The 17,641-nt window shown below is 69.7% G+C and carries 14 protein-coding genes; 13 read left to right on the forward strand and 1 reads right to left on the reverse strand.

From position 1 onward, the window contains the following. The first annotated feature begins 27 nt into the window (after window positions 1-27). The 5 genes from BM349_RS03885 (at window position 28) to BM349_RS03905 (ending at window position 3,470) form a co-directional block, all read left to right on the forward strand. Window positions 28-339: a hypothetical protein gene (locus BM349_RS03885; RefSeq protein WP_175525182.1), complete on the forward strand. Its 312-nt coding sequence runs from the start codon at window positions 28-30 to the stop codon at window positions 337-339. Continuing rightward, complete coding sequence (locus BM349_RS03890) at window positions 336-872, forward strand: nucleoside deaminase (protein WP_254773715.1); 537 nt, start codon at window positions 336-338, stop codon at window positions 870-872. The genes BM349_RS03885 and BM349_RS03890 overlap by 4 nt, the downstream gene beginning before the upstream one ends. A 144-nt stretch (window positions 873-1,016) precedes the next feature. Beyond that, a complete protein-coding gene (locus BM349_RS03895; RefSeq protein WP_091703141.1) occupies window positions 1,017-1,268 on the forward strand; it encodes a DUF4242 domain-containing protein in 252 nt (83 codons plus the stop codon). Window positions 1,269-1,301: 33 nt separating this feature from the next. Further along, window positions 1,302-3,035 carry an AfsR/SARP family transcriptional regulator gene (locus BM349_RS03900; RefSeq protein WP_091703145.1) on the forward strand — a complete coding sequence of 578 codons (1,734 nt, stop codon included), beginning with the start codon at window positions 1,302-1,304 and terminating at the stop codon, window positions 3,033-3,035. Between the two features lie 21 nt (window positions 3,036-3,056). Next, window positions 3,057-3,470: a CoA-binding protein gene (locus BM349_RS03905; protein ID WP_091703148.1), complete on the forward strand. Its 414-nt coding sequence runs from the start codon at window positions 3,057-3,059 to the stop codon at window positions 3,468-3,470. A gap of 39 nt (window positions 3,471-3,509) precedes the next feature. Here BM349_RS03905 and BM349_RS03910 read toward each other — a convergent pair whose 3' ends face one another. Continuing rightward, window positions 3,510-4,181 carry a VOC family protein gene (locus BM349_RS03910; protein WP_091703151.1) on the reverse strand — a complete coding sequence of 224 codons (672 nt, stop codon included), beginning with the start codon at window positions 4,179-4,181 and terminating at the stop codon, window positions 3,510-3,512. Between the two features lie 234 nt (window positions 4,182-4,415). Here BM349_RS03910 and BM349_RS03915 point away from each other — a divergent pair, with 234 nt between their 5' ends. From BM349_RS03915 to BM349_RS03950, 8 genes are all read left to right on the forward strand, one after another. Continuing rightward, the gene (locus BM349_RS03915) at window positions 4,416-4,769 is read left to right on the forward strand and encodes a hypothetical protein (protein WP_091703155.1); all 354 of its coding nucleotides are present in this window, start codon (window positions 4,416-4,418) and stop codon (window positions 4,767-4,769) included. A 58-nt stretch (window positions 4,770-4,827) separates the two neighbouring features. Beyond that, entirely contained in the window at window positions 4,828-5,643 is an 816-nt protein-coding gene (locus BM349_RS03920; RefSeq protein ID WP_091703159.1) for an MBL fold metallo-hydrolase, read from the forward strand. 109 nt (window positions 5,644-5,752) lie between these two features. Next, window positions 5,753-6,904 carry a hypothetical protein gene (locus tag BM349_RS03925; protein WP_091703162.1) on the forward strand — a complete coding sequence of 384 codons (1,152 nt, stop codon included), beginning with the start codon at window positions 5,753-5,755 and terminating at the stop codon, window positions 6,902-6,904. 9 nt (window positions 6,905-6,913) lie between these two features. Beyond that, window positions 6,914-7,636 carry a helix-turn-helix domain-containing protein gene (locus BM349_RS03930; protein ID WP_091703167.1) on the forward strand — a complete coding sequence of 241 codons (723 nt, stop codon included), beginning with the start codon at window positions 6,914-6,916 and terminating at the stop codon, window positions 7,634-7,636. Window positions 7,637-7,691: 55 nt separating this feature from the next. Next, entirely contained in the window at window positions 7,692-8,507 is an 816-nt protein-coding gene (locus BM349_RS03935) for an alpha/beta fold hydrolase (RefSeq protein WP_091704910.1), read from the forward strand. A 1-nt stretch (window position 8,508) separates the two neighbouring features. Continuing rightward, on the forward strand, window positions 8,509-9,072 hold the full coding sequence (locus BM349_RS03940; RefSeq protein WP_091703171.1) for a dihydrofolate reductase family protein: 564 nt from the start codon (window positions 8,509-8,511) through the stop codon (window positions 9,070-9,072). A gap of 112 nt (window positions 9,073-9,184) precedes the next feature. Further along, window positions 9,185-13,150, forward strand: coding sequence for a hypothetical protein (locus BM349_RS03945; RefSeq protein ID WP_091703175.1), 3,966 nt, complete (start codon window positions 9,185-9,187; stop codon window positions 13,148-13,150). After that, the gene (locus BM349_RS03950) at window positions 13,147-17,601 is read left to right on the forward strand and encodes a hypothetical protein (protein WP_091703178.1); all 4,455 of its coding nucleotides are present in this window, start codon (window positions 13,147-13,149) and stop codon (window positions 17,599-17,601) included. The genes BM349_RS03945 and BM349_RS03950 overlap by 4 nt, the downstream gene beginning before the upstream one ends. The last annotated feature ends 40 nt before the right edge of the window (window positions 17,602-17,641 follow it).

Raw genomic sequence — 17,641 nt, forward strand, 5'->3', positions numbered from 1 at the left:
CGATCGTGGCGAAGATTGGGGTGGCGGATGTCTGATCGCTCAGTGCTCTCGCTGTGGTCCACCGGCTCTGTGCTGTCGATCGCATCGAAGAACTCGGTGCTGTCGATCGGCAGCGTCGGCTCGGCCCTCTCGATCGGATCGATCGGCTCGTTCGCGTCGGTGCTGGCCATCGGCTCCGCCGTGTCGGCGGTCGCGGTGCTCTCCTGGGTGTCGTTCGCCTCAGTGATGTCGGCCGTGTCGAAACGCAGCGTGATGCGCAGTGCGATCCCGGTGGATGAGCGTTACACATCGGGCGAGCCTTGGCGCGACATGCTCCACGGTCCTCGTCCGCGTCGGTGACGGTGCCGCAGGGCAGGCACGGCTCGGGACCGCGTGGCCACCACCAGGTCTCCGCTGTCGATGAGGTCCATCTCCGGCGATGCGTCGCCCTGGCGACGCAGGCGCTCGAGAACGGCGACGATCCGTTCGGGTCCGTTCTCGTCGACGCGGACGGCGCGGTGCTGGCCGAGGCGATGAACCGCGAGGCATCCGACCGTGACCCGACGGCGCATCCTGAATTGGAGCTCGTGAGGTGGGCGATCGCGCGTCTCACGCCGGCCCAGCGCGCAGCATCCACCGTGTACACGTCAGGAGAGCACTGCCCGATGTGCGCCGCTGCCCACGGATGGGCTGGATTGGGGCGCGTCGTCGCTGCCGCCTCCGCCGGACAGCTCGCCGAGTGGCGGGCGTCGTGGGGTCTGCCTCCGGGTCCGGTCACCCCGATGCCGCTCACGGAAGTCGTGCCGGATGTCGTGGTGATCGCGCCCGTTGCGCCCTTCGATGCGGAGATGCGCGAGGTGCACCGTCGCGCGCTTGCTCGAACGGAGGGGTGAGGGAGCGGGCGGGTGTGCAGTGCTGCACGGAGGCGCTTCTCGGCATCCCGGCTGACGTCAAACGCCGCGTCAAACGCGCGTGCGGTGTGATGTCTGCGAGAGACCGGCGAACCACGTGGGTCGCGAGAAGGAAACGAGCAGATCATGACGCTTTTCATGGATGTCCACACCATCGACGGGGGAGTCTCGGAGGCCGACGTCGCCAGCGCGCACGCGGCCGATGTGGCCACCCAGAGCACACACGGAGTGAACTACCTGCGGTATTGGGTCGATGAGCAGGCAGGCAAGATCTTCTGCCTGGTCGAGGCGCCCGACGCGGATGCGGCCAACGCGGTGCACCGCGAGGCCCACGGGCTCGTCGCCGACGAGATCTACCCGGTCCACGAGCATTCCTGATCACGCCTCGGAGAAGTGCGGGAGCATGGGGTCATGGTGGCGATCATCGATCGTCCGAGCCTCACCGTGCAGCTCCTCGGACGCCCCCGGATCCTGCGGAGCGCGGGTGAGGCGTACGAGTTCCGCAGCCGCAAGAGCTGGGCCGTGCTCGCCTACCTGCTGCTGAGCGAGCGGGCGCCGAGCCGGGCGCACCTCACTGGAATGCTCTTCGGTGAGGCTGACGACCCGGCTCGAGCGCTGCGCTGGTGCCTTGCCGAGATCCGCCGCGGGCTCGGTGATGACGCCGCCCTCGACGGCGACCCGGTGACGGTGGCACTGCCCTCGGATGCGGTGGTCGATGTCCAGGTGCTCATCCGTGGCACCTGGGAGGAGGCGGTTCGTCTTCCGGGGGTGGGTGCGGAGCTGCTGGACGGTCTGGCACCGCGCTACGCCGGTGCCTATGAGACCTGGCTCATCTCGCAGCAGCGTCACGTGGCTGCAGTCTCCGAAGCCGTCCTGCACGAAGCGGCACTGGGTTCGATGTCCGGCGGCGACCTGAACGCGGCACTGGGGTACGCGCTGCGCGCTTCGACCATGAGCCCGCTCGACGAGAACCATCAGGCCCTGCTGATCCGCCTGTACCGGCTTGCCGGCGATGATGAGGCGGCCGAACGCCAATACGCCGCATGCCGCGAGCTGTTCCACAGAGAACTCGGCGTGCCGCCCGGGCCCGCGATCGATGCGGCGTATCGGGAACGCGTGCACGTCGACGCCTCTGCCTTCGATGAGGTCACGATCGACGCGCTCATCGAGGCCGGCTCAGCCGCAGCGGCGGCGGGGTCGATCGAGGCGGGGATCGAGTCGCTCGGGCTCGCCGCCGAGCTGGCCGACCGTGCAGATGACCCGCCGCGCCGGGTGACGACCCGGCTCGCACTGGCGGAGGCCCTGATCCACGGGCTCGGCGGCCTCGACGAGCAGGGTCTTTCACGGCTGTACGAGGCCGATGAGATCGCACGAACCCATCGACTGCGGGCAGCCGTGGCCGAGATCCGTGCCGAGCTCGGATACGTCGACTTCCTCCGCGCCCGCTACGACCGTGCCGAACGGTGGCTGACGGACGCGCTGACATACGCCGACGACGCACCCAAGATTCGTGCGAAGGCGACCACCTACCTCGGCGCGGTGGCGAGCGATCGAGGCGACCTGGACCGTGCACGTCGACTTCTCGAGTCGGCGGCAGACATGTCGGAGGCGGCGGGCGCACCGCGTCAACAGGCGTACGGACTCGCAATGCTCGGACGGGTCGAGCTGCTGTCGGGGCGATCGGCGGCCGCCGAGGCGTGGCTCGCGCGGTCGATGGCCGTTGCGCAGCACGATCATTGGCTGGCGTTCCTGCCCTGGCCGCAGGCCATCCTGGGCGAAGTGAAGCTGGTTCAGGGCGACCTGACGGCTGCCGCTGCGGTGTTGGAGCAGGCGTTCGCTCGCGCGTGTCAGCTCCGGGATCCGTGTTGGGAGGGGATGTCGGCGCGCGCGCTCGCGCTCGTCGCCGAGGCCAGGGGTGAGACGGATCGCGCGTTCGCCATCATGATCGACGCGCTGGCACGCTGCAATCGACTCGCCGATCCGTACGTCTGGCTCGAGGGTTATATCCTCGACGCCCTGTGCAGGCTGGGCTGTGCGCACGGGCATCCCGAGACGCCGGAATGGACCGATGCGCTGCACCTTCTCACCGATCGAACCCGGATGCTGGTGCAGCGCGCTCCGGAGCCCGGCGGCTCCAGGGACTAGGCTCTCGCCGCAGGAGCCGCCATGCCCACACCAGATGAGATTCTTCGCACCGCCACTCACGTCGTCGTCAAGGACTACCCGAGTCACGATGTCCCCGATGCCCTGACGAGCGCCGGTTTCGTCGTGACCGTGTATGACGGCCCCGACGAGCAGGATGTCGTCGTCAGCGAGCTCGCCGAAGGGGCGATCGTGCGCCGGCCGGTCGGCCGGTATCCCGATCAGGCTGACGTCCTGTACGTCTACCGACCCATCGCCGAGATCGAAGGGATCATCGCCGAGGCGCACCGGCTCCGCGCGCACACCGTGTGGCGCCAGCCGCCGCCCGGTTCCAGCGATCCCGATTCAGGCGAGTGGAGGCGGCGGATCGAGGCGGCCGGATTAAGCTACGTCGACTCCCCGGCGATCGAGCAGGCGGCCGCGCGCATTCACCGCTGATCCCGGAGGCGAGAGCACCCCGCGGCGGCGCTGGAGGGTTCAGTCGGACGTGTCCGTCCAGGATGCGATGTCGATGCCGTGGTTGTCGGGCGACGCGAGCGACCAGAAGGCCGGTGCGTATGAATCGTCGGCGAGCCTGCCGCCGGCCGCGAGCGCGGCATCCACCCGGGCCTGCGCCTGATCGGCCGGGACGAAGACATCGAAGTGCGTCCGACCCCTCGCCGGGGTGTCACCGGTGATGGGGTTGAAGGCGAGCTGCGGCCCGCAGCGCAGTGGATCGACGGCATCCGTCTCGCCGAGGGCCTCGTAGCCCAGTGCGGCCATGAAGAACGGTCGTGCATCGGTCTGCGAGTGCTGCGCGACGTAGATGCCGACCGACTGCGCGAGCGAGGGATCGGGCGTCAGGTGCAGGTCGGCGGCAGCACCGGAGACGGCAGCCGCGAACTCCGCGGCGGCCGCGGGGATGCCCGCGAAGTCGCGATCAGGGATGCGGACCACGACCGCCTCGGGACGCACGTCGACGTCGGGGAGGATGCCGAAACGCTCGGCGGCGGCCACGACCGGGGCGACGAGACCAGACGCCTGCGCGAGCGAGCCCGCGGTGAAGACGGCCTGCGGGCCCGTGCCGGTGACGCGCCAGGCCGAGACGCCTGATGCCCGGTGGAAATCGGCTGCGGAGATCCGCTCCGATCCGCTCATCGACTCGTCCATGGAAGCTCCTTCGCGGCCTGCCGGAGTCCTCAGCCGCCGCCGGCGACCACTCCAGGGAATTCACCGTACTCGGAGGGCCGGACAAGAAAAGAGCCCCGACCGTTACCACGCGGCCGGGGCGAGACGGATGAGAAGTCCGTCTATCCCGTCCATCATATCGCGACACTCGGAGGTCGTGCGAAGCGTGGGGCGCAGTGCCACGATGAACGCATCGGAATCGACGGAGGGAACACCATGGGCAAGATCTACGGACTGCACTCCCTGGAGCTTCGTCCCGGCGTCGCCGGTGACGAATTCGAGCGGTTTCTCGCGAGCGACGCCGGGCGACTGCCCGCGCTGCCCGGCTGGCGGATCGCACTGCTGAGGGGCGAGCGCGGCGATCATGTCGGGGAGTACCTCGCCCTCGTCGAGATCGACAGCGTCGAAGCCCGCGACCGCGTGTCCCCCAACGGCGGCTTCGACGACACCGCGGAGGGTCGTGCGTGGCTTGCAGTCGCCGGCCCCATCCTCGAGCGGTGGCTGGGCTACGTCGTCCACCTTCCCGGGGTGGACGCGCCCTACACCGACTACCAAGAGGTCGTCGACTAGGGAATGCCGTGGCCCGTACGGCTGAACGTCGGGCCGGCCGCCTTCGAAGGAGCAATGGATGTCGTTCTGGATCTGCGCGACGTGCGCGGTGGAGCATGCGGAGCGGACGGATGTCTGTGCGATCTGCGCAGACGAGCGGCAGTGGGTTCCCGCGGACGGGCAGCGATGGACCACGTTGACGGAACTGGCGGATGACGGCTGCCGAACCTCGCTGGTCGAGTTGGAGCCGGATCTGTGGGGCGTCAGCAGCCGGCCGGGCGTGGGAATCGGGCAGCAGTCCAAGCTCGTGCGCACCAGCGCCGGCTGCCTGCTCTTCGATCCGATCGGCTTCCTCGACGGTGCGGGTGTGGAGGGCATCCTCGACGTCGGGCCCGTTGTCGCGATCGTGGCGAGCCATCCGCACATGTACGGCGTCCAGGTGGAGTGGAGCCGCGCGCTCGGAGGGGTGCCGGTGCTCGTGGCGGAGAAGGACAGGGAATGGGTGGCGCGGCCCGATCCGGTTGTTCAGACGTGGTCGGACGACGTGGAGATCCTCCCAGGCGTGACGCTCACCCAACCCGGTGGTCACTTCCCCGGAAGCACCGTCGCGCACTGGGCACAGGGCGCGGACGGTCGGGGTGTGCTCCTGTCGGGTGACACGATCTACGCAAATCCCGACCGGTCCTCCGTGAGCTTCATGCGGAGTTTCCCGAATCGTCTCCCGCTGTCCGGAGCAGTCGTGGAGCGGATCGCCACCTCTTTGGAGAGATTCGAATTCGACCGGCTGTACGGGAACTTCGACAACGTGATCCCGGAACGCGCCCGTGAGATCGTGCGGTGGTCGGCGAATCGGCACATCGGCTGGGCGCGAGGAGACTTCGACTCCCTGACCTGAGCGCGGACCACCCGATTCGGCGCCGAGCGGCGTCCATCGGAGCGCCACTGACCCGGGCACTTCGCGACCGCTCTTGACCGGCAAAATCAATCGCCAGTACGGTGCGCACATGGCGGACACCGAGCGTGCACCGACGATCGTGGCGAGAATTCGGGCGCGCCTGAAGGAAACCCGCGCCGACGAGAAGCTCGCGCGTGTGGACAGGCTCCTTCCCCCGCCCACCGCTCAGGCCGATGCGCCGACCGCACCTGCGGTGTCACCCGGCGAGGATCCCGCCGATCCCCGGATCGCCGGTCTTCACCAGGAGATCGTCCGACTGCGCAGCAGCCGGGATGCTGCGCGGGGCGCTGCGCACCAGCTGCGATCGCTCTCGGAGGACCCCAGGCTGACGCCGAGGCGCACGTATCGGTACCTGCGCCTCGTGATGATCGGCGCGGTGGCCGCGATCTTCCTCGCAGTCGGATTGACGTGGCAGGAATACCACCACCTGATCCCGACGATCAGTCACTTCTTCTACACGCCCGCCGGAGTCGTGTTCGTCGGCTCGCTCATCGCGGCCGCGGCCGCCATGCTTGCGCTGTCAGGTGACGGTGTTCAGCAGGTCCTGCTGGACATCGCGGCGATGCTGGTGCCGATCATCGCGCTGGTGCCGACCAACGCGGACAACAAGATCCTCGAGAACCTGCGCCAGAACGTGTGTCCGGACGGCAGGGAGGTCTGCGTGCCGTCGCCGTTCGACGGGTACGCCACGATCGGGATGACGGTGTGGTTGATCGCAGTGCCCACTGTGCTCCTGATCGCGCTGGCCATCGGCATCGCCGATCGTCGGTCCAGCGGCAGGTTCACCACGCAGTTCCTCTGGACGCAGGGGCTGTGCTGGGCGGTGTGGATCGCCGTCTTCACCTGGTTCATGTGGTTCCGCGAGGCGTTCTTCGCGGCAGGGCACTACATCTCCGCGGTCGCCTTCTTCATCGTGGTCACACTCGTCGCGCTGTGGCAGGCGATCCTCGGGCCGCTGCAGACACGCCAGGAGATCGCGAACGGAGAGAAGCCGACGCCGCTGCAGCGCGGGCTGCCGTGGGTCTACTGGTTCATCGCCGCGCTGCTGGTGGGCGTGCTGTTCATGGGGGCCGCGATCTTCACCGGACTGATCAAGCCCGGCCCGGACGGCATGTTCTGGGTCGAGGCGTGGGGGCTGATCGGCTTCGGCGTGTTCTGGTTGATCCAGACATTCCAGAAGTGGCGGGTGCTCGACGCGTAGAGGAGAGGTATGCCCATCGAGAGCGAGCATCGCGGTTCCGACTCGCCCTACGTCGCGCGGGTGTGGAGGGGGCGCACGTCCGGTCGCGAGACGATGACGTCCATCGCCACCTCGACCTGGGAGCTGGTCTTCTGGCAAGAGGACGGCGTGATGCACGCCGCTGCGCGCGGCCCTGAGACGGCGGCGTCGAGTGCCCGGATCGACGGGGAGTCGACGTCGCTCGGCATCAGCTTCGCTCACGGTGCGTCGATGCCGCACCTGGCGATCCCGGGCATCGTGGACGGGTCCGTCGAGAGCCCGCATGTCGAAGGGCGCACGTTCGTCCTGGTCGGCGAGGAGTGGGAGGTCCCCGACTTCGACAACGCGGAGCAGTTCGTCGCGCGCCTCGTGCGCGCAGGCGTGCTCACCCGCGATCCGCTCGTCGACGAAGTGGTCTGGGGCGGTATCGCACGGGTCGGCACGAGATCCGTGCAGCGGCGCGTGGTCACTTCGACGGGGCTGACTCGGAGCGCGATCCGCCAGATCGATCGTGCACGCAGTGCGGCGGTGCTGCTGGCGGAAGGGATCGCCCCGCTCGAGGTCGTGAACCAGCTCGGCTACTACGACCAGCCGCATCTCGCGCGGTCGCTGCAGCGGTTCATCGGTCGCACCGCCTCGGAGCTGCGCAGCCCGCCCGAGGGAGCGGACGCCCTGTCGCTTCTGTACAAGCCCGAAGGACCGACGGTTTCCTAGCCTGATGGTGTCTTCGGTGACCGGCACCGCGACACATGCAGAAGGAGATCCCGTCATGTTCCACGGCACAGTCACCTCGGCGGACGGCACACCCATCGCGTACACGGCGTGGGGTGAGGGCGATCCGATCGTGATCGTCGACGGTGCCACCGCGTATCGCGCCACCACACCGGAGGATGCCGCCACGGCGGAGCTGCTCGCCGGTCGGTTCCGGGTCATCAGCTACGACCGCCGCGGGCGCGGTGAGAGCGGCGATACGGCTCCGTACGCGGTCGCGCGGGAGATCGAGGACCTCGAGGCGATCATCGCAGGCCCCGGCGGAGGTGCTCCCGCGACGGTCTTCGCGTGGTCGTCCGGCGGATTCCTCGCGCTGAACGCGGTGCAGTCCGGCGCTCCGATCGGGCGGCTCGCACTGTTCGAACCTCCGGCAGTGGTCGACGACTCCCGCCCGCCGCTCCCGCCTGACTACGTCGAGAGGCTCGATGCGGCGATCGCCGCGGGTCGGCCCGGAGACGCGGCCGAACTCTTCCTCACCGCTGCCGTCTTGATGCCTGAGGAGTTCGTGGCCGGCATCCGTGCGAGCGACATGTGGCCCGGGATGGAGGCGATCGCACCCACGATCTCCTACGACGGCCGCAACGTCGGCGAGGCGATGTCGGGCAGGCCGCTGAGCACGCAGCGGTGGAACCGCGTGCGCATCCCGGTGCTCGTGCTGTATGGCGAGCACACCTGGCCGTACCTGGCCGCCGGCGCGCGTGCGGTCGCCGACCTGCTGCCCACCGGCGCTCTGAGGGCGGTGCCGGGCGAGAGCCACTCCACGACCGCCGACGTGCTCGCCCCGGTGCTGCGCGCCTTCGTCGAGGAGGGGTGAGATGGGCAGGATCGTCGCGACCGAGTTCATCTCGCTCGATGCCGTGGTCGAAGCGCCGGGTGGGGACGACTTCAAGTACCCGAACTGGAGCTTCGCCTTCGATCGCGGTCCCGGCGGCGAGCGCTTCAAGGAGGAAGAGGCCTACGGTTCGGCGGCGCTGCTTCTGGGACGCGCGACGTACGAGGGCTTCGCCGGAGCATGGCCGCAGTACGACGGCGATCTCGCCGACAAGTACAACGGGATGCCGAAGTACGTGGTCTCCAGGACCCTCACCGATCCGGCGTGGCACAACACCACCGTCCTTTCCGGCGACCTGGTCGACGAGGTGACGCGCCTGAAGACCGAGGTCGAAGGAGAGATCTCAGTGCCGGGCAGCATCCGCCTCGTCCAGGCCCTGCTCGCGGCCGACCTGGTCGACGAGCTGCACCTGATGACCTTTCCGGTGATCCTCGGCCACGGCCGGCGGCTCTGGGACAGCACCGCGGACATGACGGCGTGGGAGCTCGCCGACGCGAGCGTCTACGGCGACGGAGTGCTGGTGACGATCCATCGGCGGAGACGCTGAGCACGAGTCCCGCGTGACCCGGATCGGTGGCACCGGAGGGGGTGTGCCCGGCTGGCCGCGCGAGTAGAGTGACGCGCGACGCAAGTGGGGGCGGCTCGGGCGCGGGGGCGCAATGGCGGAAGAACTGGATCCACGACTGGTCGGCGCGCTGTCTCGCGTGTTCGCGCGGAACCCGACGATCGAGGTGCCTTTCACCGAGATCGGCGGCATCGGGGTGGTCGAGGGCATCGGAGCCCTCGGCGGGGAGCCGCTCGACGCGCCGGAGTCGCTGCCGCGCACCACCATCTTCCGTCCCGGCGACCTGCTCCGCGTCGAGTTCCGGTTCGTGAACCTCGACCGCGTCGATGCGGACGGCATGCCGACGCTCGCCCGACGGGATGCGGCCAAGCCCGCGTTCCTGATCGCTGTCTTCGGCCCGCAGCACATTCTCGAGCAGGCGTTCTTCGATCCCTCCGGTCCGCCCGGCGCGTTCGCGACCACCACGAAGCCTCCGCGCGATGATGAGAAGCGCGCCGATGCGAACACCGGCGTCGAGGTGCCGGTGTATCCGGTGAAGGCGCGCATCGCCCGCGCGAGCCGCATCGCCTACCGGGTCACCGACGAGCGGATCCTGTTCACCACCGGCGGCTTGCTGCACGCAATGCGCGTCCTGCCTCTCAGCGTGGTGCCGCACGCCGAGGGCGCGCCCCCCATCATCAGATGGCACGAACTCGCCGACGACCTCGGCGCCATCGCAACCGTCACGCGCAGGCTGAGGGGCGTCGGCGCGGTTGCCGTGCGGCGCAGCCCCGGACGCCGCGCCGCGGCCTTCACCGACCTGACCGAGGCGGTTCGCCTCCGCCGCACGGCCGACGAGGTGGAGATGCGCTTCGGGACCGCATCAGCGGTGGCTGCAGTGACCACCGACCTTCGCGCCGGCGTCGAACTGGGTCCTCGGCTGCGACTGGACCTGCGCCCGCCCGTGCCGCGGATTCCCGAGTCGACGGAGACGGCCCTCGAGATCCCGTGGCGGTTGCAGCTCAGCCCGCACTCGCGCGGCGCGTTCACGCACGCGCTGGGCGAGGTCGATCACGACGGTCGCGTCGAGCTCTGGCACTCGCGGCTCGGCAACAGGACGGACGCCGCAGCCGACCTCGACCCGAGCACCCCGCCACCGGTGGACGAGTCGCAGAGCGCGGGGCGCACGGTCCGGGCCGTCTGGACGCGCGACTTCACCCCCGGCAAGGGGCCGGCTCAGCGCACCGGGGCCTTCCCCGCGGATGAGGACTTCAGCAAGCTGAGCACGCTCCCGCCGTTCCGGGCCACCCTCTCCGTGCGCGACCGCATGCAGCTCGTCCACCTGACGTCGAATCACCGCTGGGACGGGTACAGACCGCAGCCCGCCGCCGTCGAGCGGCTCATGCTCACCGCGCCCGGTGGGTGGCTCGCCTTGGAGGCGCATTTCTCCCCACCCCTGGGGCTGTCCATCGAGGAATGGCGGCACCGCGCGACCCTCGGCCGGGACCACTACGTCAAGGTCGTCTACCAGGGCGTGCTGCTGCCGTTCGGTCACCGCGCATCGCTGGTGAAGGTCACCGAACGACGGGTGAAGTCGGATGGCCGTGCCACGCTCTATCAGCGGTTCTTCATCGTCGTGCGCCAGCCCGAGCGGAGGTTCCTCGCCAGCGGCACCAAGCAGTTCGACAATCGGATGCCGCTGCGCTGGGTGCGCATCCTCACGGCCGAAACGCCGCCGCTGTCGGCGCCCCGCGCACTCCTGGATGGGGCCGGCGGGCAGATCTTCCTCCCCGAGATCGCAGTGGCCGATGGACCTGCGCCGGCACCCGGTCAGCCTGGTGCCGGCGTGCAGCCGTTCCACTTCCGCTTCGTGGCCAACGACATCGCCAACCGGCTCATCGAGTTCGAGGGTCCCGCAGTTTTCGTGGAGAAGACGGTCTTCGAGGGCGCCGCCCGAGCAGCCGCGCTCGAGAAGGCCAACGGCGTCGACACGACGTACCCACTCCTCGGCCAGCGCATCGCGTTCGCGCCGCCGCTCGATCCGGACGACACGACCCTCGCAACCGAGCGGATCCGGTTCGACGCCGGTTTCGACCTGGTCACGAGCGAGAAGTCGGTGAACTTCGTGCTGCCTTTCATGCGGGTCGCCCATGCGCCGGTTCCGGCCATGTCGGCCTTCACCGGGCAGACCGGGGCCCGCGCCCTCACCTACGCCACCGCGTACCGCGATCACGGCGTCGGCACCGGGCCTGACCCGACTGCTCACCCGGGCAATCAGGGTGGCCTGTTCCTGCAGCTCGCCGACGATGCCGGCAGTCCGATTGCGCCGAGCGGCGCCGTCGCCATGGGCTTCTCGTCGCAGTCGCAGAAGTCGGGAGGCTTCGTCAGCCCGAGCGTCGGCGTGACAGCGCTCGCCCGACGGGTCGGGCCGGTCGGCGGTGATCTGGCCAAGCTCGCCTCCAACGCCGGGACCTTCGACGTCGGAGGCATGTTCGGGCTGGATGCCGCGAAGCTGTTCGGCATCCTTCCGCTGGCCGAACTCCTCCCGTCGAGTGGTGGCCCGCTGCCGGCGTTCGTCACGAAGGCGGTGAACGTCGTCGTCGACCTGGACGGCGCCGTCGCCGAGGCCCGCGCATTCCTCACCGCCCAGGCCGCGCAGCTGAACGCGCAGGGCGCGGCTGTCCAGCAGGCTGCCGTCGCCCTCGGCGATGCCGGGGAGGCGGTCGCCGACGCCCTCGCCGCAGTGCTGCAGCCGCCGCATCCGGCGCAGCCGCTCGAGGCACTGCTGGACGAGCTCGCACTCCGCGCTCGTGCCCTGGTCGACCGGCTTCGGGCGATCACCTCGGCAGCCGGAGCCGCCGTCGCCGGCGCGGCCGGGCTCGCGATACCCCGCCCCGACCTCGAGCGCGTCTTCGGCGTCCTCGACCGCCTCGCCGACCTCGCCTCCGACGCGGGCCCGATCGCACAGGCCATCCAGGATTTCGCGACCGGCGCGCTCCTGCCCGAACGTGTCAGTGCCCGGCTGGAGTGGACCACCGAGCTCGTGCCATGGCCGCCCACGGGGGTCAGCCCGCCCGTGTTCCTGCCCGAGGGCGACAAGCGCCTGCGGCTGGTGTCCGAAGTGCAGGCACCGCTCCGCGGTGGCACACCGACGACCCTCGTGTCGTGCTCGCTGCCGCCTTTCACCGTCACGCTGTTCGGCGACACCCGGTTCATCGCCATCCACGTCATGGTGATGGAGTTCTCGGTTCAGCCCGGGCGCAAGACCGACGTGAACGTGGAGCTGAGCGACGGCAAGGATGGGCGCGCCGAAGGCATCGAGTTCCTCGGTCCGCTCGCGTTCGTGAACACCCTGAAGGAGATCATCCCGTTCGACGGCTTCAGCGACCCGCCGTACCTCGACATCGAGCCGAGCGGTCTGAAGGCCGGCTTCGACCTGGAGATCCCCGACCTCGCGGTGGGCGTGTTCGCCCTCACGAACATCCATGTCGGTGCGGAGCTGTCGGTCCCGTTCATCGGCGAATCGCTCGAGTTCCGCTTCTTCTTCGCCACCCGCGAGAACCCCTTCCGCCTGCAGGTGGCGTTCTTCGCCGGCGGCGGATTCTTCGCGATCACGATCTCGCCCAAGGGTCTCAAGGTCATCGAGGCCGCATTCGAGTTCGGTGCCGCCGTGGAGATGAGCTTCGTGGTCGCATCAGGCAGCCTCTCGGTGATGGCGGGGATCTACTTCCGCCTCGAGATGCAGGGCGACACGCAGGCCGTGCAGCTGACCGGATACTTCCGCGCCCGTGGCGAGGTCGACGTGCTCGGACTCATCTCCGCGTCGATCGAGCTCTACCTCGAGCTCAGCTACCGCTCGGTGGGTGGAGCCTCGAAGGCCGTCGGCAAGGCGTCGATCAGCATCGAGGTGTCGGTCTGCTTCCTGTCGTTCTCCGTGTCGGTCACGTGCGAGAAGCAGTTCGCAGGCTCGAGCGGCGACCCGACGTTCCTCGACACGATGGGCAAGTTCGTCGACCATCGGGGCGTCGACCGCGACCCCTGGGCCGAGTACTGCGACGCGTTCGGCGTGGAGGCGATGTGACCACCGAATCCGCGATCTTCACCGCGATCCCCGCCGGACGGATGCCGGACCAGGGGCTGCTCAAGGTGACGGTCTTCGTCACCCCACGGCTCTCCACTGACGAGCCGCCCGGCAGCGGGGTGCTCATCGAACTGCCCGCGTTCGCGGCGTTCGCGAACTGGCCGAAGACGCTCGCCGATGCGAAGTGGGGCATCGAAGTCGACGGGGTCGGCACGATCGACGGCATCCCGTTCACCGACGTCGACCCGGATGCGGTCACGCCGAGCCCCGACGTGTGGTCGCAGCTGTTCGACCGCACGAGTGTCGGCGAAGCGAACTTCCAGCACTTCGAGCAGGCAGTCGTCCATTCCTACTCCGTGGACGAGGTCGCCAAGGCGATCACCGGCCTGTACCAGACCATCGCCGTCACGAGTCCGACCTCCTTCCCCGCGATCACGAGGGGGCCGCTCGCGGGCAAGCTCGAAGAGCTGCGCTCACCGCTCACCGTCCGCGAGCAGTTCGGCGAGGGCGGGCACCGGCGGGCCATCAAGCAGCTCATCGAGCGGGTCCGGCGCACGTCCGACCCGCGACCCGGTGGGCTGCCCGGGCGGTTCCTGCGCATCGAGGACGTCCCTCCCGCGGAGCGACAGGCGTTCGCGCTCGCCGCGGCGGCGAGCTTCTACGACCGCACGGATGACCCATGGGACGACGCGACAGCCACCGCACCGGCGCCTGAACCGGTCGCCCCGGAATTCCACTCGTTCGTCGCCCGCTGCGCCGACTATCCCGAACTGCTCCGCCATCTCGGGCTGGCGATCGACCTCGCGATCCCCGACGACGGCGGCATCCCCGAGTTCACCGGCATCCGGGTCGCATCCGGCTTCAACGTCGACCTGCTCGAGGAGCTCATCACCCCGCCCGCCGCGCCGGAGCAGGCGCGCCCCGTCACCCTCACGCACCGCACCGATCGCGTGTGGGCGCCCGACTCCCGCACGGAGCTGCCCGACATCGTGGACGGCAGCCTGGTGATCGACGACGCCCGCCGCTTCCTCGTGGATCAGCTCGACCCCGACGGTGCCGCACTCAAGGTGACGACGCTCCTGGCCGACCTCGAGCGCACCGACCAGGCGCTGCGAGACAGCGCGCAGGCGAACAACAACGCCCCGTCGATGACGGCCGACGCATCGTCGCTGCCCGCGCTGCGCTCGACCGGTGTGATCGTCGCACGCCGCGACCGCGCCGCGGGGATGGTCGCGCAGTTCGACGCCTCCGCGGACCACGACCAGACCCGCACCGGCGGACAGGCCGCGCGACTGAACGCCGCCGACGTCACCCGCGGCTGGCGCATCGACGTGCAGGATGAGGCCTCCGGCTCGCGAGAGTGGTTCTCGCTGCACCGCCGTGCGGGCGAATACGAACTGGTGGCGCCGGGCGCTGACCCGACACCGCTGGACGTGCAGCCCAAGCCCGACGAGGGCTACCTGAAGGCCGCGTCGATGTCGAGCGGCAAGGCCGACCCGACCGCAGACCAGTACCTGCACGAGACCCTCGCCGGATGGGACGGCTGGTCGCTGGCGGTGAAGCGACCGGGCAGGGTCGTGAACGAGACCGAGGCCGCCGACCCCTCCGTGCCCCCGGAGGTCGCCGACACCGGCTTTCCGCTCGCTGCCCGCTTCCGCGTCCAGCGGGGGTCGCTGCCGCGCCTGCGCTTCGGACGGCCGTACCGATTCCGAGTGCGCGCCGTCGACCTCTCCGGCCGATCGATTCCCGCCGATCAGCTCGACGAGGCGCGCGAACGCGACCTGGGACGCACATACCAGCGCTGGGAGCCGGTGCCGTCGCCCGCGGTCGTCCCCCTCACGGAGTACACCGAGGGTGAATCGCTCATGCGCATGGTGATCCGCTCCACGCTCGACGTGCCGGTCGCCGATTACATCGCACTCGACCGCGTCGCGAACCTGCCCGGGCATGCGGCAGACGGTGACCTGGGCATCGTCTACCGCGCGGAGAACGAGCGGAACCTGGCCGCGCCGATCGGCAGTGTGCAGCTCGCCGAGACGCACGGCATGTTCGACGCGGCGCTCGCCGGTGATGCCGCTGCCGTCGCGGCGCAGTTCGCGATCGCCGGAAGGGAGGCAGGGAGCTTCCTCACGCTCCCCGGCGCGCGTGTCGTCAATCCGCGCGGCCCGGCGGATGCGCTCACCGGTGAGAAGGATCAGGTGCTGCCAGACGGCCAGTACATCGTCCACACCGACCGCTCGCTCTCCCTCCCTTACCTGCCCGACCCGCTCGCGCGCGGGATCTCGTTCACCACCCTCCCCGGCGACGAGGGCGGCGGGCCAGCCGTCGAGGGCGATCCGCCGACACGGCTGCTGCGCTGGCCGGGCGATCCCGCGGACTGGACCGACCGCCGGCCGGTGCTGATCCGGGTCGTCGAAGGCGACGGAGACCCCGAGTTCGATGCCGATGCGCGTGTACTGACCGTGCGCCTGCCGAAGGCCACCCTGCGCACGGTGCGACTCAGCTCGTTCCTCGACGACGGCGACATCGACCTCATGCGTGTCTGGCACCTCATCGATGAGCACCAGGCGCCCGCGAGCTCCGCACAGCTCGACACGGTGCGCCGGGGGCGGCACTGGATGATCACTCCGGCCACCGAGCTCACCCTCGTGCACGCGGTGGAGAAGCCGCTGGAGCCGCCCGAGATCCGGCTGCAGCCGGGACGCATGCGCGATCGCGATGCCACGTTCTCGCTGCTTCCGGGCGTCGTGCACAACCACGCGCCGAGCACCGGCCGCCTCGACATCGACGCGAAATGGGCGGATCCGGTCGACGACGTGCTCGAGCCGGCGCCCCGCGACGAAACGAAGCGCGCCCACGTCGCGGACTTCCAGCTCGAGGCCTTCGAAGTCGATGCGCAGATGTGGGCGGTGAACGGACCCGCGGCCGGCCCGTACGGACCGCGCCACGCGGTGCGGCATGAGTTCGGTGACACCCGCCACCGCTGGGTGGAATACACGCCTCAGGCGACGACGCGATTCCGCGAGTACTTTCCACCGAAGATCACGGACGACCCGCAGCTGATCACGTCGGTCGGCGAGCCGCTGACCGTCGACGTGCCATCCAGTTCACGACCCGCGCCGCCCGACGTGAAGTACCTCGTACCCTACTGGGAGTGGCGCACCGAGGAACTCGGACTCGACGCGCCACTCGCGGTGCGTCGCGTCCGCACTGCGGGCGGTCTGCGCGTCTACCTCGGGCGTCCGTGGTTCTCGAGCGGACCCGACGAACTGCTCGGTGTCGTGCTCGCGCGTCAGCCCTTCATCCGGTGGCCCGTGGACATCGACCGCGGAGTCTTCGTGGACAGCGCGACAAGAGGTGCGTCGGAGGCGTGGGCGGAGCAGGTCGTCGAAGGCGCCGGCATCCGCGCCGTCGAGGGCATCGGCGCAGGTGCGGATGCCGCGGCCTCGGCGCTCGTGGCGGATCACATCGCGTCCGCCGCTGCGGCGGTGCGCGAAGAGGCCTTCCGCGCACGCGGCGACAGGGCGATCCGGGCCCGCAACGACGTGGACCGCTTCGTGGTCGCGACGGATCGCTCGGTGACCGCAGCTCGCTTGATCGATCGGGATCGGGTCAGCGCGGTGGAGACCGATGTCGCGGCGGGACTGGTCACCGACTTCTCGCCGTTCTTCACGGGAACCGGACCCGAAGGCCGACGATTCACCAGCGTGTGGGGCGCCGACCCGATCTTCGCGGGCGACCCGGTGCCGTCCGGCCCGTTCGCGACCCACTTCCCGCGCCGGGTCGCGGTCGGCACAGTCGCGCTTGCAGAGGTGCCCGATACCGTGACCGTCGTCGGGCACCAGCCGGACTTCGACGCCGATCGGAAGCTCTGGTACTGCGATGTCGCGATCGAGGCCGGTTCCGCGTACACGCCGTTCGTGCAGCTCGCGCTCGCCCGCTATCAGCCGCACTCCATCGGCGGTGTCGAGATCTCGACCGTGGTCCGCGCCGACTGGCTGCAGCCGCTGCCACGACGCGAAGCCACCTTCGTCTCGACGCCCGACGGCGCCGCGGTGCTGCTCACCGTGGCCGGCACGGTCGGCATCCCCGAGCACGCGCGCGGGTTGCCGGACCTCGCATCCGAGATCAGCGCCTCGCGGCGCGTCGAGGCCTGGGTGGAGCGACTGCCGGCCGACGCCACCAGCGACCTCGACTGGGTTCAGGTCGGAGGTCCGGTGGTGCTGGAGGTGCGCATGGGGCTCGCCGCGATCCGGCAGGAGCGCTTCGCCGAGGCGGAGTGGGTCGGCGCGGTGCCGCTCCCCGAACGCATCGCGGGGGAGCGCCTCCGCGTGCAGCTCGCCGAATACGAGCTGCACGAGGGCGATCCCATCGGCCTGTCGCCGTTCATCGTGATGCTTCCGCAGCGCGGCCGTCGCATCGTGTACGGGGACTCCGTCGAAGTGCCATGATCGCGGAAAGACCTCATCGGCACGACAGGATACGAAAGGG

This window comes from Microbacterium sp. cf046, from assembly GCF_900114345.1.
Taxonomy (GTDB): Bacteria; Actinomycetota; Actinomycetes; order Actinomycetales; family Microbacteriaceae; genus Microbacterium.

Bases quoted from the DNA above. Each gene is read 5' to 3' on its own strand.
- BM349_RS03885 (WP_175525182.1), top strand. From the start codon at position 28: ATGTCTGATCGCTCAGTGCTCTCGCTGTGGTCCACCGGCTCTGTGCTG.
- BM349_RS03895 (WP_091703141.1), top strand. From the start codon at position 1,017: ATGACGCTTTTCATGGATGTCCACACCATCGACGGGGGAGTCTCGGAG.
- BM349_RS03900 (WP_091703145.1), top strand. From the start codon at position 1,302: ATGGTGGCGATCATCGATCGTCCGAGCCTCACCGTGCAGCTCCTCGGA.
- BM349_RS03905 (WP_091703148.1), top strand. From the start codon at position 3,057: ATGCCCACACCAGATGAGATTCTTCGCACCGCCACTCACGTCGTCGTC.
- BM349_RS03910 (WP_091703151.1), bottom strand. From the start codon at position 4,181: ATGGACGAGTCGATGAGCGGATCGGAGCGGATCTCCGCAGCCGATTTC.
- BM349_RS03915 (WP_091703155.1), top strand. From the start codon at position 4,416: ATGGGCAAGATCTACGGACTGCACTCCCTGGAGCTTCGTCCCGGCGTC.
- BM349_RS03920 (WP_091703159.1), top strand. From the start codon at position 4,828: ATGTCGTTCTGGATCTGCGCGACGTGCGCGGTGGAGCATGCGGAGCGG.
- BM349_RS03925 (WP_091703162.1), top strand. From the start codon at position 5,753: ATGGCGGACACCGAGCGTGCACCGACGATCGTGGCGAGAATTCGGGCG.
- BM349_RS03930 (WP_091703167.1), top strand. From the start codon at position 6,914: ATGCCCATCGAGAGCGAGCATCGCGGTTCCGACTCGCCCTACGTCGCG.
- BM349_RS03935 (WP_091704910.1), top strand. From the start codon at position 7,692: ATGTTCCACGGCACAGTCACCTCGGCGGACGGCACACCCATCGCGTAC.
- BM349_RS03940 (WP_091703171.1), top strand. From the start codon at position 8,509: ATGGGCAGGATCGTCGCGACCGAGTTCATCTCGCTCGATGCCGTGGTC.
- BM349_RS03945 (WP_091703175.1), top strand. From the start codon at position 9,185: ATGGCGGAAGAACTGGATCCACGACTGGTCGGCGCGCTGTCTCGCGTG.